Origin of the sequence: Kribbella sp. NBC_00482 (genome assembly GCF_036013725.1) — a bacterium.
Lineage (GTDB): Bacteria > Actinomycetota > Actinomycetes > Propionibacteriales > Kribbellaceae > Kribbella.
In genome coordinates, this window is record NZ_CP107881.1 from 1,685,174 (window position 1) to 1,708,455 (window position 23,282).

A 23,282-nucleotide genomic window follows, 5' to 3' on the forward strand; every position below is an offset into this window, starting at 1 on the left:
AGTCACCGTGACAATGTGTTACAGATCGTTGAGGCGGGCGTGCACGCGGTGGTGGTCGGTGAGGGATTGGGTGAGGGTGTGGCCTAGGGAGCGGTAGGCCTCGAAGTCCCATTCGTCGTAGAACTGGTCGCCGGTGGTGCGGCGGGGGAAGTCGGCGTGTTCGGCGGCGTACTGCTCGAGGTCCCAGTCGAGGTGGCCGGCGAGGACGGCTTTCACGAAGAAGATCTCGGTCTTGTAGGGCTTCTCCTCGCCCTCTTCCAGCGGGTGGGTCGCGATGCCGTAGGCCCAGGCGCGGTCGGCGCGGGACTTGCCGCCGCGGAGCATCGGGGACGGGTCGAGGTTGATCTCGATGCCGTGGTCCATCCGGGCGGTCGCGATCGCCTCGGCGAGCGCGGTGAAGCGGTCCTCGGCGTCGTTCGAGGCGTCGATCGTGATCACCTGCGCGGGCTTGCGGCGGAGCGCCTCGACCAGGCCGAGGTTGTCGTAGTGGCCGCCGTCGGTCACGTAGATCCGGCGTTCGTACATCGACGGCGACCCGACCGCCTCGTGCAGCAGCCGGTACGGTCCGGGCTTGTCGATCACGCTGCCGACGTACCGCCGTACCTTCGCGACGATGCCGGTCCGGTCCGGGAAGGCGGGCTCGGCGCGGTTGTTCCAGTACGGGTTCGGCAGCCACACGCCGAGCCGTGCGTTGAGTACGGCGAGCAGCAGGCGCACCGGCCGCGTCCGGGCGTTCACCCGGCCGGTCAACGGGCTGAACGCGGCACCGCTGATCGCCATCGCCGCGGGGACGGTGACCTCGCGCTTGAGTACGTCGGCCTCGCGCTCGTAGTCGGCCGTCTCACGCCGCCCGCCGTCCGGCAGCGACCGGTCCCCGACGATCCCGATCTGCTCGGCGTCGAACACGAACGGCACGCAGTCGCGCTGCGTCGGCACGAAGTCCGGGTCGTCGACGTTCGCGACACCGGCGATGACGAGCTGCGGACCGCCGTCGATCGGCTTCGCCCAGTCCGAGTACCGCAGCCGCAGGTGGTAGTCGAGTCCGACCGCGGCGCCGTTGTCCTGCCGCTTCACCAGGAACGCGCGCGACAGCCGCTCCCGGTAGAAGGAGTGCAGCGAGGTCCGGTTCGCGTCGGTGAGCACCTTGATGGCGAGCGCGATCGCGACCAGGATCAGCGCGACGTTCCAGTCCTCCTGGTACGACGTGTCGGTCGCGTAGCCGCCGGTCCAGCGCAGCAGCACGATGACGGCGGCGATCATGATGATCGCGCTCCCCGCCCACGGCGCGAGCTTGGTCCGCGCGAACACCAGCAGCCGCGCGCGCAGTCCGGTCGCCGCCTTGCCCTCGACGGTCAGTCCGTTCCAGACGGATTTGCCCAGGCCGATCAGTACGACGACCAGCGCGCTGAACGACGCGAGACCTTGCTTTGTTGGATCGACCAACGCCAGCAACGCCGACGGGAGACTCGGTTGGTCGATGGATTCACCGGGGACTTTCCCCAGCAGATAAAGGCCTCCCGGCACACCGAGCAGCAGGACGGCGACCGGTACGCCGTACCGCAGAGTCACGTTGCCGATCGTGGCGAGGATCGTGCGGACGAGGTCCGGCATCCGTGCCCAGCGGTCCCAGACCTTCTCGATCAGGAAGGTCAGCGCGCTCACCGCGAGCAGGAACACGGACATGCCGACGAAGAACCAGGAGTCGTTCGGCCGCCAGTCCACCTGAAGGCCGGTCGTGATCACCTTCTGGTCGGCGAGGAACCATCCGAGGACCCAGGCGATCGCGCGCAGCGTGACGCCGATCAGCAGCAGGTTCACGACCAGGCCGAACAGCACCGACAACGCCGCGCGGAACATCGCCCGGCCGCCGGACAGGAGATAGCGGGTCTGCCGGCGCAGGCGGGCCAGCTCGGGTGATCCCGGCGAGAACGGGTCGGCGCAGGTACGACGAAGTACGTGGAAGGCCGCGGCCATGTAGCCACCGCCGCTGACGCCGATCACGGTCGACGCCTTGTCGTACAGGCCGCGCTCGCGCAGCAGTTGCAATGCGCCGAGGCAGAACGACGCCGAGCGGATCCCGCCGCCGGAACAGGTGATGACGAGGCGGCCGCTGTCCTTGTTGTCACGCTTCGCCCGGCGGAACGTCGCGGGCGGCGTCGGCTCCACGCCGTACCACTTCCGCTGACCGAAGCGGCTCGTCGCGAACAGGCAGACGGCGAGGATCAGTACGCCGGCCACGAACACGACCCGCATCAACCAGGTGAACCAGCCCGTGGAGAGGTCGGCGCAGGGTGCGGAACCGAAGTCGCCCCAGAGGGTCAGGTTCTCGGCGATATCGAGGACGGCGGCGACCATGACGGCCCAGGAGCCGAGTGCCGCCACCCGCTTCCAGGACTGGAGGTTCAGGAACTTGACGTACTTGTACGCCCGGTACGCCGAGTACACGCTCGCCAGGACGAACGCCGAGTCGACGAGGATCGAGAGCCGGCCCGGCGCCTCGCAGCCGGACGCCGAACCGACCGCTTCGTGGACCGCGGCACGCATCGGCACCTGCACGATCGCGAGGACGATGGCGAGTTGGAGCGTCGCGGTGAAGGTCCGTCGGCGACCGATCTGCTCGATCGTGGCTTCGCCCTTGGTGCCGTCCGAGTCCCCGAGCATCGCCCCATCATGCCGGGGCCCGAGGGTCTACGCCGCGTTGACGCGCGTCTCGCTGATCCGGGGCAGTACGTCGCCCCCGGCGACCGCCTGGTCGAGCGCGGCGAGCTCGGAGCAGGCGAGGGCGATGGCCTCGGCCTGGGTACGGCAGCCGTCGGCGTACCAGAAAGGGTCGTCGGGCTGCCGATCGTCGGCGTCGTCGATGTCGGCGTACCAGCAATCGTGCCGGTAGTGCACGACCCGAACCTTGAGCTTCATGTCTGGTGAGACGCCACACATCGGCACAAGGTTCCGGCAAGAAGCTGGGGCGCTGACCGGGGCTTCACGGCGGCGGGCCATTCGATCCCCGTTTGAACGGTTTACAACGATGGTAAACCGTCGTAGAAACCAGGGAGATGGTCCGCCACAGCCCCGGAGGTGTCCGTCATGAGGTTCCGCCCCGTCCTCTGCACACTGCTCGCCGTACTCCTGACCGGATCCGTTGCCGGTCCCGCTCCCGCCGTCGAACGCGAGGAGAATGCTGTGACGTCGCAGACGTTCCGGAACCCGGTGAATCCGTCCGCGGATCCGTCGCTGATGTTCTACAACGGCAGGTACTACGTCGCGACCACGCGCGGCGACCGGATCGGGATCTGGTCTTCGACCAGCCTGGCGACGCTGCTCGTGCAACCCGAGCAGGTGGTGTGGCGGGACTCGGACACCAGCCGCAACACACAGATGTGGGCGCCGGCGTTCCGGCACGTCGGAAACCGCTGGTACATCTACTACACGGCATCCGACGGCGTGGACGCCAATCACCGGATGTACGTGCTCGAGTCGGCCGGCGACGACCCGCTCGGCCCGTACAGCTTCAAGGCGAAGATCGCGGACTTCGGTGAGTACGCGATCGACGGCGAGCCGATCACGGTCAACGGGCAGCAGTACTTCGTCTGGACCGGTCCTGGCCGTGGACAGGGCGGACCGGCCCAGCTGTACATCGTCCGGATGAGCAACCCGTGGACCGCGACCGGCGACCGCGTCGCCATCCCGGCCGACGGCGGGTGCACCGAAGTACGGGAAGGGCCGACCCCGCTGTACGGCGCGACGCGCACCTTCCTGACCTACTCGACGTGCGACACCGGCAAGCCGGACTACCAGCTGTGGACGAAGAGCATCGCGAACGGCGCCGACCCGATGGTCGCGGCGAACTGGGTGCAGCACCCCGGCCCGATCTTCTCCCGCAACGACGAGACCGGCGTCTGGGGTCCCGGGCACCACTCGTTCTTCAAGTCACCGGACGGGACCGAGGACTGGATCGCGTACCACGGCAAGAACACCAGCACCTACACGTACTCGTACCGCACGACGCGCGTCCAGAAGATCACCTGGAACGCCGACGGTACGCCGAACCTCGGCCGGCCGCTCGCCGCGGGCGCGACCCAGAACCTGCCCTCGGGTGACCCGGGTTCGCCGAACTACTGGATCAACGACACCGACGCGGCCGTCGCCTACACCGGCGCGTGGAGCTCCGGGTCCGGCTGCGGCAACCAGTGCTTCTGGGGCAACGACCACTGGAGCGGGGAGCCGAACGCGACCGCGACGATCCAGTTCACCGGCACCCGTGTGGCCCTGCTGAGCGTGGCGGACGTCGGCAACGGGATCGCCGCGATCTCTGTCGACGGTGGACCCGAACAGCGGATCGACTACTACAGCTCGATCCGCGTCGGCGAGCAGCTGATGTACATCAGCCCGGCCTTGCCGTCCGGCCCGCACACCCTGAAGGTGCGCGTGACCGGCGACAAGAACCCTGCGTCGACCAGTGCGGTCATCAGCCTCGACCGCATCGAGGTCTATTAGGCGAACGTCTTGACGACGGTCCGGCCGTTGACCATGCGGAGGTGGCCGTCATCGGTCAGCTGGAGAACACTGCCGTCGCGGCGGGTCTCGTAGAACCAGGTGATGTCACCGAACTTGTTGTTGTTGTAGAACGCGCCGTTCGGTCCGACCGACCCGTACGACTCTGGCTGGTTCTTCATGCCGGTGCTCCACAGGACGGTGGTGCCGTTCTTGTACAGCACCAGATTGCCGGTGGTCAGGAACTTCAGCGTGTAGATCCGGTTGACGGAGTACATGATCACTTCACGTCCGCCCGGGTCCGGGGCATGGATCTGGCTCTGCGGCATCAGCGTGCCGATCACCATGTGCCGGTTCCAGTTGGCCTTGCCGCGGGTGTTGTAGATCGCCAGGTTCCCGGTGTCCGGCAGCACCAGCTTCGCGCCGGCGCTCTTGATGCTCATCGACCAGAACTTCGTCCGGCCGTAGATCATCTGCAGCGTCCCGTCCGTGCCCATGACCAGCACGGCGCCCGCGCGCCAGGTCCCGGAGCTCCACAACCGCCACGACACCCCGCGCTGGTACAGCTTCGCCTCCCCACGCGTGTCCATGATCAGCGTGAAGACCCCGCTCTTGGACTTGATGTACTGCCCGGCCATCAACTTCTGTCCCGGTAGCAGCGTGTCCGAGACTGCCACCGTCTTCGCCTCGGCCGGTGCGCTTCCCACCAGCGCGGCCCCACCCAACAGTGCCCCGACGGCCAGGACCCCGGCCACCAGTCGACGTACCATCCCACACCCCTTGTTCGTTCAGTGTTCTATCAGAAGAAGATCTTGCCGACAGTCTTTCCGTTGACCATCCGGAGGTGCCCGTCGTCGGTCAACTGGAGGACGCTACCGGGGCGACGGGTCTGGTAGAAGAAGGTGAGGTCCCCGAAGCCGTTCACGGTGCCGAACGAACCGTCCGGGCTGACCCAGCCGTACGCGCCCGGGGCATTCTTCACGCCGGTACTCCAGAGCGTGGTCGTGCCGTTCTTCAGCAGCACCAGGTTGCCGGTGGTCAGGAACTTCAGCGTGTAGATCCGATTGACGGAGTACATGATGACCTCGTCCCAGGCCGCGTCCGGGCCGGCGAGCTTGCTCTGCGGCATCAACGTCCCGACCACCATGTGCCGGTTCCAGTTCGCCTTGCCCCGGGTGTTGTAGATCGCCAGGTTCCCGGTGTCCGGCAGCACCAGCTTCGCGCCGGCGCTCTTGATACTCATCGACCAGACCTTCGTCCGGCCGTAGATCACCTGAAGCGTCCCGTCCGTGCCCATCACCAGCACCGAGTTCGGCCGCCAGGTACCCGAGGCCCACAGCGGAGCCGTCACTCCGCGCTGGTACAGCTTGACGTCACCGGCGGGCTGCACGATCAACGTGTAGACCCCGCTCCGCGACCGGATGTACTGCCCGGCCAGCAGCTTCTGACCCGGTAACAGGGTGTCCGAAACCGCCACCGTCTTTGCCTCGGCCTGGGTGCTCCCCACGACCGCGACCCCGCCCAGGAGCGCTCCGACGGCCAGAACTCCGGCCCACAACCGACGTACCATGCCGATCCCCCCTCTTTTCGTTTGTGAGTGCTCAGTGTCCTAGGCCGGAAGGTCATCCCTTCAATCCGGAGGCGAATCCGCGGATCACGTAGCGCTGCAGGACGAGGAAGAGCAGCAGGATCGGGAGCGCCGCGAGGACCAGCCCGGCGGCCACCAGCCCATAGTTGGACGTGTACTCGTTGACGAAGGCGAAGACCCGGACCGGGACCGTCTCCCGGCCGGAGCCGCCCAGGTACAGCAGCGGGGTGAAGAAGTCGTTCCAGATGTGTACGGCGTTGAGGATGAGCACCGTGCCCGTGATCGGCCGGAGCAGCGGGAAGATCACGTGCGCGAAGGCCTGCAGGTGCGAGGCGCCGTCGATGAGCGCCGCGTTGGTGTAGTCGGCCGGCAGCGAGCGGATGAACCCGGTGTAGAGGAACACCGTGAACGGCAACTGGATGCCGGTGTAGAACAGGATCATCCCCTGGTAGGTGCCGAGCAGGCCCAGGTCGTTGACCATCTGGTAGAGCGGGATCATCCCGAGCTGGAACGGCAGGATGATGCCGACCAGGAACAGAATGTAGAGCGTGTAGCTCAGGCGCGTCGCCGTACGGGCCAGGAAGTACGCCGCCAGCGAGCCCAGCACGATCAGCACGATGACACTGCTCACCGTGATCAGGGTGCTGTTGAGCAGCGCCGAGCCGAGCGACGCCGACTGCCACGCTTCGCCGAAGCTCCCGACCGACGGCGGATCAGGCAGCGACAGCGGCCTGTTGGCGATCTGGCCGGGATCCTTGAAGGCCAGCGTCACCAGGGCGTAGACCGGGAAGAGGAAGGCGATGGCGACCGCCACCATGACGACTTCCAGCACGAACGTCCGTGGCTTGTATTTCATGCCGCCGTCTCCCTCGAACGCAGGTACCCGATCTGGATGAAGGACACGGCCGCGACGAAGATCGCCAGTACCAGCGCCACCGCGGTGCTGTAGCCGAACTTCCCGAACACGAAGGCCTGCTTGTAGAGGACCGTCGACAAGGTGTCGGTCGCGTACCCGGGACCGCCGTTCGTCATCGCGATGATCTGCGTGAACAGCGTCAGGCCACCCACCGTGGACAGCATCATGTTGATCGTCACGGCCGGTGCGAGCAACGGCCAGGTGATGTGCCGGAACCGCGCCACGGTGCCCGCGCCGTCGACCATCGCGGACTCGTGCAGCTCGGCCGGCACGCCCTCCAGACCGGCCAGGAAGATGACCATCGAATACCCGGCGCACTGCCAGATCACGGTGAAGGCGACCGACCACAACGCGATCGACGGGTTACCCAGCCAGTCCTGCCGCAACCCGCCGAGGCCGATCGCCCCGAGCGCCGCGTTCAACCCGGCGTCCGGCGCCGGGTTGTACACGTACTTCCACAGGAAGGACACCATCACCGGACTCACCACGACCGGCGCGAAGAAGATCACCCGCAGCACCATCCGGCTCTTGATCCCGGTGTGTACGCCGAGCGCCAGCAGCAACCCGATCCCGTTCTGTACGACGACGATCGCCAGCGTCAGCAGCAACGTGTTCCGCAACGCACCGAGCGCCTGGTCGTCGTGGAACAACTGCTGGAAGTTGTCCAGCCCGACGAACGACCGCTGCGCCCCGACTCCCGACCAGTCCGTGAACGCCGACCCGGCCCCGGAAAACGCCGGATACAAGACGACCAACGCATAGATCAGCAACGCCGGCACCGCGAACAACCACGGCGGCGCGATCCCACCGCCGCGGCGTCGCGGTGCCTTGACGGCGTCGCGGCGTACTGCCTGAGCTGTGACCGTCATGCGCTCTTCCGGTAGGCCTCGTCCATCTTCTTCAGGGCAGCCGGGACGGTGCTCTTACCGCCCAGGAGCTCTTGTACTACGGCGAAGTGGGTCGGCTGTACTTCGGCGTTCGGCCAGCGCTGATCCATGAACGGGACCGCCTTGTTGTCCTTCAGGTACGGGAGGAACGGCTTCAGCACCGGGTCGACCTTGGCGTCACCCTCGGAGTAGAGCGGGACGCACGCGACGGCCTCGGCCCAGGCGTTGACGATCTCGGGCTGTCCGCAGTACTCGATGAACTTCTTCGCCGCCTCGGCTTTCTTGCTCTTCGCGCTGACGGCGATGCCGACCACCACGCCGCCGGGGATCCAGTTGTCGGCGGCGACATCCGTGGCCGGGAACGGGAACATGCCCAGGTCGTCCGGCGTCGGCGACGCCGCGCGGAAGGCTTGCAGGACCGCGGACACCTGGACGGCCATCGCGGCCTTGCCGGTGCCGACCATCGAGGTGGCCTGCTCGTACGTCGTCCCGTTCGGGTTGTCGTTGAAGAAGCCCTTCTTCTGCAGCTCGAGGTACTTGTCCATCGCGTCCGCCCAGCCCGAATCCGCGAAGGACGCGCTGCCGGCGGTCATCTTGTCGTCGAAGTCCGGCGTCTTGGCGTAGACCGTGCCCGGGACGAGCGCGTAGTCGATGAGCTGCGTGACCCACGGGGTCTGGGCGCCGAGCGCGATCGGCACGATGCCCTTCTTCTTCAGCTTGTCGCAGACCGACAGCAGCTCCGACCAGGTGGTCGGCACCTCGACGCCGGCGGTCGCGAACGCCTTCTTGTTGTAGATCGCGCCGAGCACGCTGGTGCCGGGCGAGAAGATGAACGTCTTGCCGTCGTTCTGGAACGCACCCTTGAAGCCGGTCGGGATCTTCTGCGTCCAGGACTGGCTGCTGAGGTCCGCAAGCAGGTTCGCCTTGCTCAGCTGGACCATCGACATCGCACTGCCGTTGCCCGGGTAGACCGCGTGCAGGTCCGGGGCGTTGCCGGCCGCGAGCTGCGCCCGGAGCGCGGTCTGCAGCTGGTCGGCGGGCGAGAACGAGAGGTTGAAGTCGAAGTCCGAATGCGCCTTCTTGTAGTCGTCGAGCGCCTTCCGCAGGCCGGCTTCCTGGCTGCCGGCGCCAATCACCTTCAGGGGGCCGCCGGACGACGAACTGCCGTTGCCACCGCCGCAGGCCGACAACGCACCGGCCAAGGTCGCACCACCGGCGAGTTGCAGGAGCCGCCTCCGGCTGACGGACCGATCGAGTGCCATGGTTCCTCCTGAGCGCCGACGTACCGGCCGTGAATGTGAAGTAACCGCAAGATCGTGTTACTTTTGTCACGGGGACGGTACGTACGGCCCGGGAGGGTGTCAAGACCTCGTTGAAAGGATTCAGTCGGGACCGGTGTGAAAACCGCTCCACCGGGGTTTGGGACCCGACCTACCTCGCCTGAGAAGATGGCCCACGTGCGCGTGAGACGAGTCCTCTTGGCCGGCCTCCTGCTGCTGGCCCTGGCGCTCGGCGCCGGCAGTGGCTACTACGCGGGCGACTACCTCGACACTCCGGAACCAACCGCCTCCGGCACCGCCGGCCCGCTCGGCGAAATCTCCCCGTCCCCCACGCCTACCCCGACGCCGACGTTCCCGGTGAAGACCCCGATCCCGAGCACTGTGGAACCCCTCGAGACCGGGCTGGACTACTCCAACCACACCTTCACCGTGACGCCGAAGGACGCGGAGCCCGTCCAGCTCTCGATCGAGACCCCACAGGGCTGGAAGATCGCGACCAGGGACCCGAAGCGCCCCGGCGAGGTCAAGTACCTCGACAAGCTCAGGGAACGCGGCGTCCGCGTCGAAGCAGTCGCGCCGGCCGAGGAGACGCCTGCGGACGAGATGGCCCAGCTCATCGTCGACCTCAAGAAGAGCCAGGCGCCGGAGAACGACGTACGCATCACCAGCAACACCACCGACGTGGTCACCGGCGACGACGGCGAATCCCGATCGGTCGCGACGCTGATCTACACCTTCATCCCGAACGAGACCCTGCGCTACGTGATCGTCCGCTGGATCGCGATCAACGGCGAGCTCACCAACGTCGAGATGAGCATCACCGGCCTCCCCCAGGACGCCCAGGCCCTCGACGAGGTCCTCCAACGCGCCACCGCCTCGGTCAGCGAGGTCGGCTGACCTCACCCCCCCGCCAACGTTAGGCTGACGCTCCTCCCGAGAACATATGGAGATTCAAAATGATCGGTCGCATTGCCGCGCTTGCCTTGGCAACGGCACTGATCCCGGCACCGGCCGGAGCGAAGGTCGCAGTCACACAGGCCTGCAGCGAGAACGTGGCGCCCGTCGCGACCGCGCCGCTGACGACCATTCGTGACGGAAAGATCTGGGGCAGGATCGAGCTGAGACGTGACACGTGTCACCAGTACTGGGCTTATCTGAAGCTCAATTCGCCGATTACCTCCAGCAGTTCCAGGGCAACCGCAGTCCTCGTCTACTGGGAAGATGGAGTCCAACGACCGGGCTTCACCTGCAACAGTCCCGGCGGCAATGGTTACATCACTGTCGACCAGACCAGCTGCCGAACGGGCAAGATCTCCTGGACCTTGATCGACGCCTTCATGGCCACCGGTCACTACGACATTCTGCCCGAAGGCGGCGCGTGGACAGGCATTGCGACCGGGCGGACCGAGCGCGCCCCCGGTGACATCTGACCCGTCGCCGTCGTGATTTCCCTTTTCACAGAATCGTTACTTATCCGGTGCAACCTCTGCGAGGGCTGAGGTGTCTTCTGTAGGTAGACCTTGGGGAGGTGGGGCATGGCGAAAACGGTGAGCAGGCGCGCGATGCTCGGCGCCGGTCTGCTGACGTTGGCCGGGGTCGGCGGCGCCGGAGGCTACGGCGCCGGCCTGTTCCTCACCAAGGAGCCAAGCCTGGCCGGTACGGCGGCACCGCTCGCCGTGGGCTCCACCCCGGGCACGAGGCCTACCCCGACACCGACACCGACCGGGCCGCCGCGCAAGGTCACGTACGACAAGTCGCCCGCTCTCGAGGCCGACGACCTGAACTACGCGACCCGGATCTTCACGGTGACCGACATGGTCAGGTCGCGGATCTCGGTCCGGGTGCCGTCGGACTGGACCTACACCAAGCAGAATCCGCCGAAGAGCGGCCGGTTCACCGACCGGACCAAGAAGCGCTGGATCCGGGTCGAGGCCGGCTTCACGATCTCGCGGCCGCCCGCCGACTCGCTGGCAGCGCGCCTCAAGCAGCTCGCGTACATCTCGGCGAGCCAGATGGTGAAGATCCTTTCACAGGAAGTGGAAGCGAACTACGCCACGCTCACCTACACCTACGTGCCGGACGAGGAACTCTCCCCCGAGGGCGTCCTGCGCTACGTCGTCGTGCGTTGGGTCGCAGACGACAGCGGCAACTGCGCCGTCGAAATGAGCGCCACCGGCCTGCCCCAGGACAAGGACGCCTTGCTCGAGGTGCTGGACCACGCGGCCGACAGCGTCGAGAGGCGCGACACTCCACTGTCGGGTTAGAGCAGTTGCGCGAGGCCGCGGCGGCCGGCGTCGGAGAGGTGTACGGCGCGTTGGTGGGGGCGGCGGTGGAGCCAGTTGCGGTTCAGGAGCGCCTCGGCGATCGCGGCGCCCAGCTGCCCGGACAGGTGGTGGCGCTGTTCGCTCCAGTCGACGCAGAACCTGAGCAGCGGGCGGCGCGACGGCTGGGCGGCGAGGTCGACTCCCAGTTCGGCGAAAGCGTCTACGGCCTGAGGTCCGAGGGCATACGGGCCATCGGAGAGCTGCTGTGCGAGCGGGTCGCTCGGGCGGCGCTCGGTCCCGTTGCCGCCGTCGGTGCGAATCAGGGCGTCACGACGTACCAGACCTTCCAGGAGAGCGACGCCGAGGCGCCCGGCCAGGTGGTCGTAGCAGGTACGTGCCTCGCGTAAAGCCGCGGCGCGGGTGCTCTGTCGCAGCGATGTGATCGGCTGTGGCTTGGCGATGCGGGCGAGTCCCTCCACTGCGGCGGCCACCTCGGGTCCGGAGAGTCTGTAGTACCGGTACCGGCCGGATTGCTCGACCGTGACCAGACCGCCGTCGAGCAGCTTGCGCAAGTGTGCGCTGACGGTCTGGGGCGACACACCTGCCTCGGAGGCCAGCAGAGACGCCGGTAGCGCGCGGCCGTCCGCCAGGGCCATCAAGACCTTCGCCCTCGCCGGTTCGGCCAGCAACGCCGCCACGTGCGCGACATCCGCGTCTCCGTCCATGGATCCATGGTGGCACCAGCACACTTCGACGGTGCCCGAAGCGATGGCGTGGGAACTTGGGAGCATGCTGCTCGCGTTGTTGTGTGTCGGGATCTTTCTGATTCAGCTGGACGTGACGGTGGTGAACGTGGCGTTGCCGGCGGTTCGTGTGGATCTCGGGACGAGTTTGGGTGGGCAGCAGTGGGTTGTGGCGGCGTACATGATTGCGCTGGCCGGACTTCTGCTGGTGTTCGGGATGCTGGGCGACCGGGTCGGCCATCGGCGCGTTCTGCTTGCGGGGCTTGGGGGTTTCGGCTGCGCCTCGTTGGCTTGCGGGGTGGCGCCAACGATCGGGCTGCTCGTCGCGGCGCGGGTAGTTCAGGGAGTCGGCGCCGCGCTGCTGTTGCCGGGCACGCTGGCTGTCATCAGCGACCTGTACGCCGATAGCGCGGCCAGGGCTCGTGCTGTCGGTATCTGGTCTGGAGCCGGGGCGCTCGCGTTGCCGTCCGGGCCACTGCTCGGCGGCGCGTTGGTGAGCGCACTCGGCTGGCGGGCGGTGTTCCTCATCAATCTGCCGATCATCGCCGTCGCATTCCCGTTGGCCTGGCGGCTCGTGCCGCGGCGCCAGGTCGAGCAGGAGCGCGCGAAGTCCCGGCTGCGGATCGGTCCGGGCTTCGTCGGCCCCAACCTGATCGCGGGCCTGATGAACTTCGTTGGCCTCGGCACCGTCCTGGTGCTGACCCTCTACCTGCAGGAACACCTTTCACAGAAGGCGTTCAGGGCCGGGCTCGAACTCATCCCGCTCTTCCTACCGCTAGCGGTGCTAGGACCCATCTCCGGCCGCATCACGGCCCGCTACGGTCCCCGCCTCCCCATGTCCATCGGACTCGCGCTCGGCGTCGTCGGATCGGCGTTCCTGCTCGGCGTGAACGACCGGAGCGGCTACGCGGCCGTCGTACCGGTGCAGCTCGGCCTAGGTCTCGGTATGGGCTTCCTGACCGCCGCAGTGGTCCACGCCGCCATCGCTGCGCTGCCACCCGACCGCGCAGGCCTCGCCAGCGGCGTCAACAACACCAGCCGCCAGGCTGTCGGCGCACTCGGAGTCGGCGTGTACGGCGCCACGCTCGGCCACTCCCCCAGCTTCGTCAGCGGGCTCCACGTGCTCGGATGGCTGGGAGCCGGCCTGTGGGCTGTAGCTCTGGGCATCACGTGGCTGACTGTGGAATGACTTCAGTCGGCGGGCCAGATCGTGCGGAAGATGGTGGAGCGGAGCCGGTAGAACCTGCGACGGGCGGACTGGAGCAGCGCCGGCGACGGCCGGAACCGTTCTGTCGGTAAACGCATGGGGACTTCCTAGGACGTGTATTGCACCGAATCGGCGATCTCCGTGGCCCGGAGGACATCCGATCCAGGTACGACCACCTGGACGAGGAGCGAGCCGCCGTCCCCGTGATCGACGACCCGTTGGAGGAGCACGATATCGGCACCGAAGCAGTCAGCGGACAACCGGTCGGTTACTGAGAGTTCATTGACCATGTGCGGCTGGGGAGCGCCTTCGTTGCCACACTGCTTGCCGTCCGGAACCGCCAGCTTCGACTTCGACACCCCGATGAACACGCCCGGTGTCTTCCCCGACCAGTCCGAATCACGGCTGACACGGAACGCCGGAGCGCTCCCGGTGCCGCCGGGCGCGGTCCAGTCCGACTGAGCCATCGACTGCGCCCAGGCCTCGGGCAGGGTCACCGAGAATTGGCCCTCCGAGACCTGGATCATCTTGCGGCCAGAGAGGTACCAGTGGCCGCCGTACCCGACGCCGCCGCCGACCACCAGCGCCAGCAATGCGGCCACCACCCATCGCCCACGCCGCCGCTTCCTAGGCGCTGTCTGGACCGCTGCAGTCTCAGCCTCAGCGGCGGCAGGCTCCACCGCCGCGCTCTCCACCGCGACGGTCTCTGCGTCAGCGGCCTCCGACGGCTCGGCCAGTTTCACGATCGTCGGCTGGTTCTCGTCGCTGAGTGCCGTCTTCGCGTCCAGGTCGTCGGACGCGACAACCACCGTCTCGCGGGTCGACTGCGGGAAGTCACGGGTGTTCTCGTCGAGCGCACCCACAAGCTGTCGCGTGAACGACTGCACGTCCGGCCAGCGCTTCTCCCGGTCCGGGTCCAGCGCCCGGACGATCGCTGCGTCGACCTGACTCGGCAGCTCGAACCCGAGCGAGCTCGGCGGCGGCGCCACCTTCACCCGGCTCGCCGCGCCCAGCCCGTCGACCTGGTGCGGGGACCGCCCGGTCAGAGCGGCGTACGCGACCGCGCCCAGCGAGTACTGGTCGGCGCGCTGGTCCAGCCGCTCACCGAGCGCCTGCTCAGGAGCGACGTACGACGGGGTGCCGCCGGGCATCGTGATCCGGGAGATCTCGTCGAGGGACTTGCCCAGCCCGAGGTCGGACAGCACCGCTCGCTCGCCGTCGTCGTCGGTGCTGCGGAACAGGACGTTCGCCGGTTTCACGTCGCGATGCAGCAGGCCGCGCCGGTGCAGCGCCTGCAGGCCGCGACCGACCTGGACGACCACGTCGACAGCCTCGGGCAGGTCCAGGGGCGCCTTCTTCAGGCGGTCGGCCAGCGTGCCGCGGTCGGCGTACGTGAGCACCAGGAACGGCCGGCCGTCCTCGAGTTCGCCGACATCGTGGACCTGGACGACGTGCTCGGACTCGACGCGGCGCAGGAACCGGCCCTCCTCGAGGAACCGCTGCCGGACCGAGTCGTCGTGCCCCCAGTTGTCGGCGAGCACCTTGATCGCCACCTCGGCGTCGAGCTGCTCGTCATGAGCCAGCCACACCGTGGCGAAACCGCCCGAGCCCAGGCGTCTGCGCACGACGTATCGACCGAGTCTGGTTGGGACCCCCATACAGGGCATTATGGAGTATTGGAGTGTCCTCACCCGGGGCCGATCACGAGCAAAGGCGCAGATGAGCGAGAGCAGCAGTCCGGCCGACGACCTCGGCACCCTCGCAGAGCAGGCGCAGGCGGGCGACAAGAACGCGATGGACGACCTGCTGCGGCAGGTGTATCCGCGCGTCCTGCGGATCTGCCGCAGCGTCCTGCCGTACTCCGCCGACGCGGAGGACGCGGCTCAGGAGGCGCTGCTCAACATCGCCACCAAGATCAACTCGTTCTCCGGCCGGAGCAGCTTCTCGACCTGGGTCCACTCCGTCGCGGCCAACTCCGCGCGCTCGACGTACCGCAAGCTGAAGCGCACCGCGCAGGCCGCGCACAACCCGGAGCAGATGGAGAAGCCGGACCCGCGGACCACGAGCGTGATCGCCGGCACCCGGCTGGACCTCCTGGAGGCCCTGGAGACCCTGGAGCGGGACCGCCCGCAGATGGTCACACCGCTGGTCCTGCGGGACGTCTACGGCCTCTCCTACGAGGAGATCGCCGCCGAGGTCGGAGCACCGCTCGGCACCGTCAAGTCCCGGATCCACGACGCCCGCGAGGTCGTCCGCCCGCTGCTGCGCCCCAAGGACTGACCTGACACCCGGCATACCCTCGCGGTTATGACCGCCCGGGGGTTGCTGCACAACGGTGACTACCTGAAGCTCCTCACCGGTCAGACGATCAGCTCGATCGGCTCCTCGATGAGCTCGTTCGTGTTCACGCTGCTCGGCCTGGCCATCACCGGCTCCCCGGTGCAGGCAGGTCTCGTCGGTGCGTCGGCGGCGCTCGGCACGATGCTGGCGGCGCTGCCGGGCGGCGCGCTGGCGGACCGATGGAGCCGACGCAAGATCCTGATCGGGTACAGCCTGCTCGGCTCCGTCCTGTTCGGCTCGGTGGCCGTCACGGGCTGGCTCGGCCACCTGACCCTCCCGCACCTGATGGCCGTCGCCCTGGTCAACGGAGCGGGCTACGGCCTGTTCATGCCCGCGGAGACGGGCGCGCTCCGGCAGATCGTCCCGCCGGAGGACCTCGGCACCGCGCTCGCCGCCGCGCACGGCCGGCAGAACCTGGCGTCGCTGGCCGGAGCGCCACTCGGCGGCCTGCTCTACTCGATCGGACGGGCGATCCCGATCGCGGTGGACGCGGTCTCGTACCTGGTGATGGCGATCATGCTCACCACGATCCGCCACCCCCTGCCCGCCACGAAGCCCGAGGGCGGCGCGCACGAGCCCATGCTGAAGGCGATCCGTACCGGGTTGACCTGGCTGTTCCGCCAGCGCGACCTCCGGACGATCGCGATCGTCGCGACGCTGCTCAACTTCGCCGCGAACGGCACGATCCTGGTGTTGATCCTGAGCATGCAGCAGCGCGGCGTACCGGCGTCCGTGATCGGCCTGCTGGAGACGGCGATGGGGGTCGGCGGTCTGGCGGGCGCGTTCGCGGCGCCCAAGCTGCTGGCCAGGTTCAGCACCGGCAGGATCACGATCGTCGGCGCCTGGATCATCACGGTCATGTTCGCGAGTACGGCGGCGAGCACACAACCCGCCGTACTGATCCTGCTCCCGGCGCTCGCGATCTTCCTGCTGCCCGCGCTGAACTCCGGGCTGTTCGGCTACCAGATGCTGATCACGCCGGACCACCTGCAGGGACGGGCACAGAGCGCGTTCATGTTCATGGCCAACGGCGCGGCCCCGCTGGCGCCGTTCCTCGGCGGTGTCTTCCTCGGCACCCTGGGTGCGCGCGCCGCGTTGCTGATCTTCGGCGGGCTGCTCGCGATCGGCTCCGTACTGCTCACGATCAGTCGCTCGATCCGCTCGATCCCGTTGCTCTCCGAGGTCGAAGCCGCCTGAATCGGGGGCTCCCGTTCGAGGCCCGGGTGTGCTCAGATGGGGACCATGAAGAAGCTCATCAACGACCCGGCCGATGTTGTGAGTGAAGCGCTGCAGGGGATGGCGGCGGCGCATCCGGACCGGCTCCGGGTGGATCTGGAGAACCGGATCGTCTACCGCAAGGACGCGCCGAGACCCGGCAAGGTCGGACTGATCTCCGGCGGCGGGTCGGGGCACGAGCCGATGCACGGCGGGTTCGTCGGGCTCGGGATGCTGGACGCGGCCTGCGCGGGTGAGGTGTTCACCTCCCCGGTGCCGGATCAGATGATGGCCGCGACCAAGGCGGTCGACGCCGGCGCCGGCGTACTGCACATCGTGAAGAACTACACCGGCGACGTGATGAACTTCGAGATGGCCGCCGAACTGGCTGCCGCCGACGCCGGCACCGAGGTGCTGTCGGTGGTGACGGACGACGACGTCGCCGTCCAGGACAGCCTCTACACAGCCGGTCGCCGCGGCGTCGGCGTGACCGTCCTGCTGGAGAAGATCGTCGGCGCGGCCGCCGAGGAGGGCCGCCCGCTGCAGGAGGTCGCGGACCTCGCGAAGAAGGTCAACGACAACGGCCGCAGCATGGGTATGGCGCTGACGTCGTGCACCGTCCCGGCCGCGGGCAAGCCGACGTTCGAGCTGGCCGAGAACGAGATGGAGGTCGGCATCGGCATCCACGGCGAGCCCGGCCGGCAGCGGCTGCCGCTGGCCCCGGCGCGCGACATCGCCGCGATGCTGGTCGACCCGGTGGTCTCGGATCTTCCTTACCAGCAAGGCGATTCGGTGATCGCGTTCGTCAACGGCATGGGCGGTACGCCGCTGCTCGAGCTGTACCTCATGTACAACGAGGTCGCCCAGCTCCTCGACCGCGCGGGCATCACGGTCGCGCGCTCGCTGGTCGGCAACTACATCACCTCGCTGGAGATGGCCGGCTGCTCGGTCACCCTCCTGAAGGCGGACGACGAACTGGTACGTCTCTGGGACGCCCCGGTGAACACCCCCGGCCTACGCTGGGGCGCGTGAGCATGGGAGTGGATTCTTTCGTCAGCTGGTTGCGTGATGTCGCCGGTTCGCTGCACGACAACGCGGCGTACCTGACCGAGCTGGACTCGGCGATCGGGGATGCCGATCACGGCGCGAACATGGATCGCGGGTTCCAGGCGGTCGTCGGGGTGCTCGACGAGACGTCGTTCGACAGCGCCGACGAGCTGCTGAAGAAGGCCGGTATGACGCTGGTCAGCAAGGTCGGCGGGGCGAGCGGGCCGCTGTACGGGACGTTCTTCCTGCGGTTCGGGACCGCGCTCGCCGGGGCCGACCTGACGCCGGAGTCGATCGGGAAGGGGCTGCACGCCGGGGTCGAAGGGGTGCTTGCCCGCGGCAAGGCGGAGCTCGGCGACAAGACCATGTACGACGCCTGGGCGCCGGCGCTGGAGGCGTACGACGCCGCGGTGGCGGACGGATCGGACCTCGGTACGGCGTTCGCTGCCGCCGCCGAGGCCGCCGCGAAGGGCCGGGACGCGACGATCCCGCTGGTCGCGCGGAAGGGCCGCGCGAGCTATCTGGGTGAGCGCAGCGCCGGCCATCAGGATCCCGGCGCGACCAGTACGACGCTGATCTTGGAGTCCGCGGCCCGCACGCTGTCATGATCGGGATCGTGGTGGTGTCGCACAGCAGCGCGCTGGCCGAGGCGGCGGTCGGGCTCGCCGCGGAGATGGTTGCCGAGGACAAGCGTCCGGTGATCGCGGTCGCCGCGGGGCTGGATGCGACGACGTTCGGGACCGACGCGATGGCGGTCTCGGAGGCTCTTGGTACGGCGGACAGTCCGGACGGCGTGCTGGTGCTGCTCGATCTGGGGAGCGCGGTGCTGAGCGCCGAGATGGCGCTGGAGTTCGTCGATCCCGAGCTGGCCGCGCGGGTGCGGCTGACGAGTGCGCCGCTGGTCGAGGGCCTGGTGGCGGCGGTTGTCACCGCGTCGACCGATGCGTCGTTGGATGCGGTTGCTGCGGAGGCTGAACGGGGGCTGGTCGGCAAGCAGGACCACCTCGGGGTCGCTCCCGTCGACGCTGCTGTGGTTGTTGAAGCCGATCGGACCATCGAGGTTGTTGTCGGCAACGAGCACGGCCTGCATGCGCGTCCGGCTGCGCGGTTGGTGGGGCTGGTCAACGGCTTCGACGCGGTCGTGACGCTCACCGATCTGGACAACGGTAAGGGGCCTGTCGACGCGGGCAGTCTGAGCATGGTCGCGACGTTGAACGCGCAGCAGGGGCACCGATTGCGGGTGGGTGCGAGCGGTGCTGCGGCCGACGCGGTCCTCGCCGCGGTCGAGAACCTCGCAGCGCAGAACTTCGGGGATGCGGTTGTGGAGAAGGCCGCTCCATCGCCGGGTGGGTCCGGGCTGGATGTGGCTCTTGGGCCGGCGGTGCTCGCGGGGGCTCAGGTCGATCTGGATGGTTATGTTGCTGGGGACAACGAGCTTGGCCGATTGGAGCTCGCGCTCGCGACTGCGGGCGATCAGCTCCGCGAACTGCGGGACCTGCACGGCGACATCTTCGCGGCGCATCTCGCCCTGCTGGGCGATCGCAAGGTCCTCGACGGTGTACGTGCTTCGATCGCCGCCGGCGCATCGGCGCCGGGCGCGTGGCATCAGGTGTACGACGAGCTGGCGACTGCTTTCGAAGCGCTCGACGACGAGTACCAGCGCGAGCGCGCGCAGGACGTCCGCGCCGTACGCGATCGGGTACTGCGTTTGCTGGTCGGAGTGACTGAGGAAGCGCCGACGGACGGCATCCTCGTCGTACCCGAACTGGATGCGGCCACCGCAGCCACTCTCGACGCGACCCGGATCGCGGGGATCGCCGTCCGCGCGGCCGGGACGACCGGCCATGGGGTGATCGTGGCCCGTTCGCGAGGGATCCCGTTGATCACCGGGATCGGGGATGTCGACGTGCCGCCCGGTGCGGTTGTGTTCTTCGACGCTCGGACCGGCTCGTTCGAGGTTGCGCCGGACGAGGACCGGGTCCGCGCGACGATCACCGAACGCGAGGGCGAGCGTGCGCGGGCAATCGCGGACGCGGACCGGCCCGCCACCACCCGCGACGGCCGGACGATCGACGTACTCGTGAACGTGGGCGTCATCCAGGATGCCGTCGACGCGCGCGGTGCGGACGGGTCCGGGCTGGTCCGGACCGAGGTGCTCTTCGGAGATCGCCGTACGGCGCCGACCGTCGACGAGCAGGTCGACGCGTTCCGCGCGATCGCACGGGCCCTCGACGGCAAGCCGATCACGATCCGGACCTGGGACATCGGCGGCGACAAGCCGCTGCCGTTCCTCCCGCAGGACCGGGAGGCGAACCCGTTCCTCGGCGAACGTGGCCTCCGGGTGTTCCGCCGTCGCCCCGAACTGCTCCGCGATCAGCTCGAAGCGGTCCGTCGTACGGCGGCCTTGACGCCGGTACACGTGATGTTCCCGATGGTGACGACCGCCGACGAGGTCGCGTGGGCGTTGCAGGAGCTCGGCCCGCGGGACGGTCTCGAGGTCGGCATCATGGTCGAGATCCCCGCGGCGGCGTTGCGCGTCGGCAGTCTCGCCGCGGACCTCGACTTCGTCAGCATCGGCACCAACGACCTCACGCAGTACACAACGGCTGCCGACCGGACCAACGCTGCGGTGGCGCCGCTCGCCGACGGTCTGGATCCCGCCGTACTCCAGCTGATCGACCATGTCGTCCGCAATGCAGGCGTACGCGTCGCAGTCTGCGGTGACCTCGCCAGCGACCCGCAGGCCGCCGTACTGCTTGCTGCTCTCGGTGTGACCGAGCTGAGCGCCGTCGGACCGCAGGTGCCGTTGGTGAAGGCCCAGCTACGGCAGGCCGACCTGGGACGGGTCGACACTGCCGCTGCGCTGGCGGCTCGGGATGCGGCTCAGGTGCGCGGGCTGCTGTAGTAGCGCAGCTCTACCAGGTTGAAGCCGGGGGTGCGCTCTGGCTTGGCTGGGAGCGTGTAGGTCTCGCCGGGCTCGAGGTAGGTGACGTCCGGGCTGGCCAGGTCCAGGTCGACGACCAGGGCCGGGTAGGCGCCGGTGCGCCAGGTGTACGACTCGCCTGCCTCAGGGGTGACGTGCTGGACGCGTACGTCGTCCTCGTCGACAACCACCTTGGCCGGGATCTCACCGGCCTGCTCGAACCCTGCCCCAGCTGTGTCGACACCGAAGTACGGGCCGCCAGAGGCCTCTTCGCCCAGGTCGAGGACCTCGATGAGGCGGTTGAGGTAGAGCGCGTCGCCGTCGTTGGTGAGCATGTGCACCGGGGACACGGGGCGGTACACCGAGCCGCCGACCGTCTCGCTCAGCTGCCGCGCCGGGCTGCCGTCCAGCCAGTCCATGTGGCAGGGCGATGTCGAGAGGCACAGGACGACGTACGGATTGTGGTGCAGGTGCCAGCCCTGGGCCTCACCGGGCTGCAGTTCCACCTCCCAGACGCGGACGCGTGAGTTCTTCAGCAGCACGCGGGTCCCGATCTCACCGAGCACGACCTCCGTGCCGTCAGGGGCGGTGACAGTAGTACCGGCGGTCATGCGGTCTCCTCAATTGGTCGTTCCATCGCGACACCGGCCAGTGTGGTGCCGTCCGGCATCGGTAGCTGGGCGGGCTCCACCTCGGTGAAGCCGAAAGCTTTGTAGAGCGGTACGCCGGGCAGCGTCGACATGAGCGCGAGGCGGGTGAACCCCTCCGCCCGCGCCGCGTCGGTGCAAGCGGTCAGGATCGCCCGGCCGAGTCCACGCCGCGTCCAGTCCGCCCGGACGAACATGGCCCTGATCCGGGCCGGCTCGGTCGCCGGGTCGAGGAGCCGCTCGTCCGCTCCCGCCGTACTCGCATTGAACAGCTTGTTCCGCCGGCTCCACCCACCACAGGCGACGACCTCACGACCCGCCTCCAGCACGTAGTAGGTGCCGTCGTCGATCAGTGCGGTGTCCAGCGTGGTGATGTGCTCGGCCGCACTGGCTGTCTGTACGGCGTCGTAGTACGCCGGAAACTGCGTCTCCACCGCAGACCGAGCCAACCCGGCCACCGCAGGCCCGTCGGCCGCCACCGCCAACCGCAACACAGCGTCCACACCCACAGGCTAGTTCACTCCGAACGGCGCTTCTTGGCCCAGTCTCGATACGCCAAGAACATGTTGCCCCCCGTCACGACAAGCAGGACCAACAGCAGCATCATGCTGGGGTTCGTCGCGATGATGACGCCCGCGAACACGACCCCGACACCGAAGGTCTTCGCCAACTGCACGACCAAAGCACGGTCCGCCTTCGCCGGCTCAGCCGAGAACCTCGCCACGCCCTTCGGACGCGCCGGTGCGGGCGGGGTGGCCAGGACGGGGAACGGCAAGCCTTCGAAGACCTGCCGGAGGTCGGCGCGGGTCAGGGCTCTGTTGAGCAGCTCCACGCGGCGGGCCAGCTGTGCCTCGTCGATCTGGCGGCGCACGTAGAGCTGCGCCAGAGCCCGATCACACTGCGCCCGGTCCGCCTCGGTCAGCGGAAGCGCCCTGCCCGGAGGTCGGATCGGAGGGCGGCGCTTTCTCATGACCGTCGCCTCCCGCTTCCGCCGAACCTCCAGGCCAAGACGCCGACGGCAACGACGACGAACAGCACCGAGGTGGACAGATCCGCGTCCCCGGACGCGATCGATCCGCCGATGAACAGACCCACGATCAGAACCGGCAGCAGCATCCAGCCGATCAGCCCCAGATTCCACCGCCGGGATCCAGGCGGCAGATCCACCGGCTCGGCGAGGGTGGGTGGCGGAAGACCGGCGAAGGCCGGGTCCAACTCGCCTCGGGTCCGGGCGGCGAAGAGGAGGTCGGTCCGACGGCCCAGCTCGTCCTGGTCGATCCGGCCCGCGGCGAAGTGGTTCGCCAACGCGTAGGAGCAGGCGGTCCTGTCGTCGTCGGACAGCAGCAGCGCCCGAGGGTTCGCCGGCTGGGGCTCTCGGGGCCGGATCGTGTCGGCAACGGTCGCGGCGAAGAGTTTTCCCATGGTCTTGAGCGGCTCGTTGGTGAGGTCCAAGATCACGTCCAGCCGGCCGGTGCCGGCCTGGGTCAGCGCGTAGTCCTCGGGGCCCTCGTCCTGCGGGCGTCGTACGACGAAGCCCTCACGGACCAGCGCGTCCAGGGCAAACTGGACCCGCTGGTTGCCCGCACCGGTACGGCGGACCAACTCCGCGCAGGTCAACGGCGCGAACCGCAGGTGCTCCAGGAGCGCGTGCTCCAACGCTGGGTCATTTGCCACAGGTTCCCCCCTCGACTGGCCCCAGCCTGATTCTCTCAGGTACTCGCGGTCATCGAACCC

Annotated in this window: 23 protein-coding genes and 1 pseudogene; 11 read left to right on the top strand and 13 right to left on the bottom strand. The window is 68.2% G+C overall.

What is annotated here, in order from left to right:
* Window positions 1-18 precede the first annotated feature (18 nt).
* Both OHB24_RS08490 and OHB24_RS08495 read right to left on the bottom strand, forming a co-directional pair.
* Window positions 19-2,661 (bottom strand): hypothetical protein, encoded by a 2,643-nt coding sequence (locus OHB24_RS08490; protein ID WP_327638397.1) that lies wholly within the window; start codon window positions 2,659-2,661, stop codon window positions 19-21.
* A 27-nt stretch (window positions 2,662-2,688) separates the two neighbouring features.
* On the bottom strand, window positions 2,689-2,916 hold the full coding sequence (locus tag OHB24_RS08495) for a hypothetical protein (RefSeq protein ID WP_327638398.1): 228 nt from the start codon (window positions 2,914-2,916) through the stop codon (window positions 2,689-2,691).
* Between the two features lie 168 nt (window positions 2,917-3,084).
* On the opposite strand from OHB24_RS08495, the gene OHB24_RS08500 reads away from it, so the two are divergent.
* A complete protein-coding gene (locus tag OHB24_RS08500) occupies window positions 3,085-4,494 on the top strand; it encodes a glycoside hydrolase family 43 protein (protein WP_327638399.1) in 1,410 nt (469 codons plus the stop codon).
* Here OHB24_RS08500 and OHB24_RS08505 read toward each other — a convergent pair.
* From OHB24_RS08505 to OHB24_RS08525, 5 genes are read right to left on the bottom strand one after another with little or no spacing between them, the layout of a single operon-like run.
* The gene (locus OHB24_RS08505) at window positions 4,491-5,261 is read right to left on the bottom strand and encodes a hypothetical protein (protein WP_327638400.1); all 771 of its coding nucleotides are present in this window, start codon (window positions 5,259-5,261) and stop codon (window positions 4,491-4,493) included. The two genes, OHB24_RS08500 and OHB24_RS08505, sit on opposite strands and share 4 nt — an antisense overlap.
* 29 nt (window positions 5,262-5,290) lie before the next feature.
* Entirely contained in the window at window positions 5,291-6,061 is a 771-nt protein-coding gene (locus OHB24_RS08510) for a hypothetical protein (protein WP_327638401.1), read from the bottom strand.
* A 52-nt stretch (window positions 6,062-6,113) separates the two neighbouring features.
* Window positions 6,114-6,935 carry a carbohydrate ABC transporter permease gene (locus tag OHB24_RS08515; protein WP_327638402.1) on the bottom strand — a complete coding sequence of 274 codons (822 nt, stop codon included), beginning with the start codon at window positions 6,933-6,935 and terminating at the stop codon, window positions 6,114-6,116.
* On the bottom strand, window positions 6,932-7,864 hold the full coding sequence (locus OHB24_RS08520; RefSeq protein WP_327638403.1) for a carbohydrate ABC transporter permease: 933 nt from the start codon (window positions 7,862-7,864) through the stop codon (window positions 6,932-6,934). Before OHB24_RS08520 ends, OHB24_RS08515 begins: the two co-directional genes overlap by 4 nt.
* Entirely contained in the window at window positions 7,861-9,144 is a 1,284-nt protein-coding gene (locus tag OHB24_RS08525) for an ABC transporter substrate-binding protein (RefSeq protein WP_327638404.1), read from the bottom strand. Before OHB24_RS08525 ends, OHB24_RS08520 begins: the two co-directional genes overlap by 4 nt.
* A 195-nt stretch (window positions 9,145-9,339) precedes the next feature.
* Here OHB24_RS08525 and OHB24_RS08530 point away from each other — a divergent pair, with 195 nt between their 5' ends.
* From OHB24_RS08530 to OHB24_RS08540, 3 genes are all read left to right on the top strand, one after another.
* Window positions 9,340-10,059: a hypothetical protein gene (locus OHB24_RS08530; protein WP_327638405.1), complete on the top strand. Its 720-nt coding sequence runs from the start codon at window positions 9,340-9,342 to the stop codon at window positions 10,057-10,059.
* Window positions 10,060-10,118: 59 nt separating this feature from the next.
* Entirely contained in the window at window positions 10,119-10,592 is a 474-nt protein-coding gene (locus tag OHB24_RS08535; protein WP_327638406.1) for a hypothetical protein, read from the top strand.
* 105 nt (window positions 10,593-10,697) lie between these two features.
* Entirely contained in the window at window positions 10,698-11,426 is a 729-nt protein-coding gene (locus OHB24_RS08540; protein ID WP_327638407.1) for a hypothetical protein, read from the top strand.
* On the opposite strand, the gene OHB24_RS08545 is transcribed toward OHB24_RS08540, so the two are convergent.
* Complete coding sequence (locus tag OHB24_RS08545) at window positions 11,423-12,151, bottom strand: ArsR/SmtB family transcription factor (protein ID WP_327638408.1); 729 nt, start codon at window positions 12,149-12,151, stop codon at window positions 11,423-11,425. The two genes, OHB24_RS08540 and OHB24_RS08545, sit on opposite strands and share 4 nt — an antisense overlap.
* Window positions 12,152-12,182: 31 nt before the next feature.
* Between OHB24_RS08545 and OHB24_RS08550 the strand changes: the two genes are divergently transcribed.
* Window positions 12,183-13,358 carry an MFS transporter gene (locus OHB24_RS08550; RefSeq protein ID WP_327638409.1) on the top strand — a complete coding sequence of 392 codons (1,176 nt, stop codon included), beginning with the start codon at window positions 12,183-12,185 and terminating at the stop codon, window positions 13,356-13,358.
* Between the two features lie 125 nt (window positions 13,359-13,483).
* Here the strand turns inward: OHB24_RS08550 and OHB24_RS08555 are convergent, their stop codons facing one another.
* The gene (locus OHB24_RS08555) at window positions 13,484-15,001 is read right to left on the bottom strand and encodes a serine/threonine-protein kinase (protein ID WP_327638410.1); all 1,518 of its coding nucleotides are present in this window, start codon (window positions 14,999-15,001) and stop codon (window positions 13,484-13,486) included.
* Between the two features lie 94 nt (window positions 15,002-15,095).
* Between OHB24_RS08555 and OHB24_RS08560 the strand changes: the two genes are divergently transcribed.
* From OHB24_RS08560 to OHB24_RS08585, 6 genes and pseudogenes are all read left to right on the top strand, one after another.
* Complete coding sequence (locus tag OHB24_RS08560) at window positions 15,096-15,656, top strand: RNA polymerase sigma factor (protein WP_327638411.1); 561 nt, start codon at window positions 15,096-15,098, stop codon at window positions 15,654-15,656.
* Window positions 15,657-15,683: 27 nt separating this feature from the next.
* Window positions 15,684-16,913: an MFS transporter gene (locus tag OHB24_RS08565; protein ID WP_327638412.1), complete on the top strand. Its 1,230-nt coding sequence runs from the start codon at window positions 15,684-15,686 to the stop codon at window positions 16,911-16,913.
* A gap of 45 nt (window positions 16,914-16,958) precedes the next feature.
* Window positions 16,959-17,963, top strand: coding sequence for a dihydroxyacetone kinase subunit DhaK (dhaK, locus tag OHB24_RS08570; RefSeq protein WP_327638413.1), 1,005 nt, complete (start codon window positions 16,959-16,961; stop codon window positions 17,961-17,963).
* 2 nt (window positions 17,964-17,965) lie between these two features.
* Window positions 17,966-18,586 carry a dihydroxyacetone kinase subunit DhaL gene (gene dhaL, locus OHB24_RS08575; RefSeq protein WP_327641033.1) on the top strand — a complete coding sequence of 207 codons (621 nt, stop codon included), beginning with the start codon at window positions 17,966-17,968 and terminating at the stop codon, window positions 18,584-18,586.
* A pseudogene (dhaM, locus tag OHB24_RS08580) lies at window positions 18,583-18,984 on the top strand (dihydroxyacetone kinase phosphoryl donor subunit DhaM); the annotation flags it as partial. The gene dhaL and the pseudogene dhaM, both read left to right, overlap by 4 nt.
* A gap of 24 nt (window positions 18,985-19,008) precedes the next feature.
* Window positions 19,009-20,883: an HPr family phosphocarrier protein gene (locus OHB24_RS08585; protein WP_327641034.1), complete on the top strand. Its 1,875-nt coding sequence runs from the start codon at window positions 19,009-19,011 to the stop codon at window positions 20,881-20,883.
* On the opposite strand, the gene OHB24_RS08590 is transcribed toward OHB24_RS08585, so the two are convergent.
* Genes OHB24_RS08590 through OHB24_RS08605 form a run of 4 tightly spaced genes read right to left on the bottom strand, consistent with a single transcriptional unit; the run spans window position 20,862 to window position 23,222 of the window.
* Window positions 20,862-21,512, bottom strand: a complete 651-nt coding sequence (locus OHB24_RS08590; RefSeq protein ID WP_327638414.1) for a hypothetical protein — start codon at window positions 21,510-21,512, stop codon at window positions 20,862-20,864. The genes OHB24_RS08585 and OHB24_RS08590 overlap by 22 nt on opposite strands.
* Window positions 21,509-22,051, bottom strand: a complete 543-nt coding sequence (locus OHB24_RS08595) for a GNAT family N-acetyltransferase (RefSeq protein ID WP_327638415.1) — start codon at window positions 22,049-22,051, stop codon at window positions 21,509-21,511. Before OHB24_RS08595 ends, OHB24_RS08590 begins: the two co-directional genes overlap by 4 nt.
* A 14-nt stretch (window positions 22,052-22,065) precedes the next feature.
* Window positions 22,066-22,518 carry a hypothetical protein gene (locus OHB24_RS08600; protein WP_327638416.1) on the bottom strand — a complete coding sequence of 151 codons (453 nt, stop codon included), beginning with the start codon at window positions 22,516-22,518 and terminating at the stop codon, window positions 22,066-22,068.
* Complete coding sequence (locus OHB24_RS08605; protein ID WP_327638417.1) at window positions 22,515-23,222, bottom strand: DUF1707 domain-containing protein; 708 nt, start codon at window positions 23,220-23,222, stop codon at window positions 22,515-22,517. The genes OHB24_RS08600 and OHB24_RS08605 overlap by 4 nt, the downstream gene beginning before the upstream one ends.
* Window positions 23,223-23,282 lie beyond the last annotated feature (60 nt).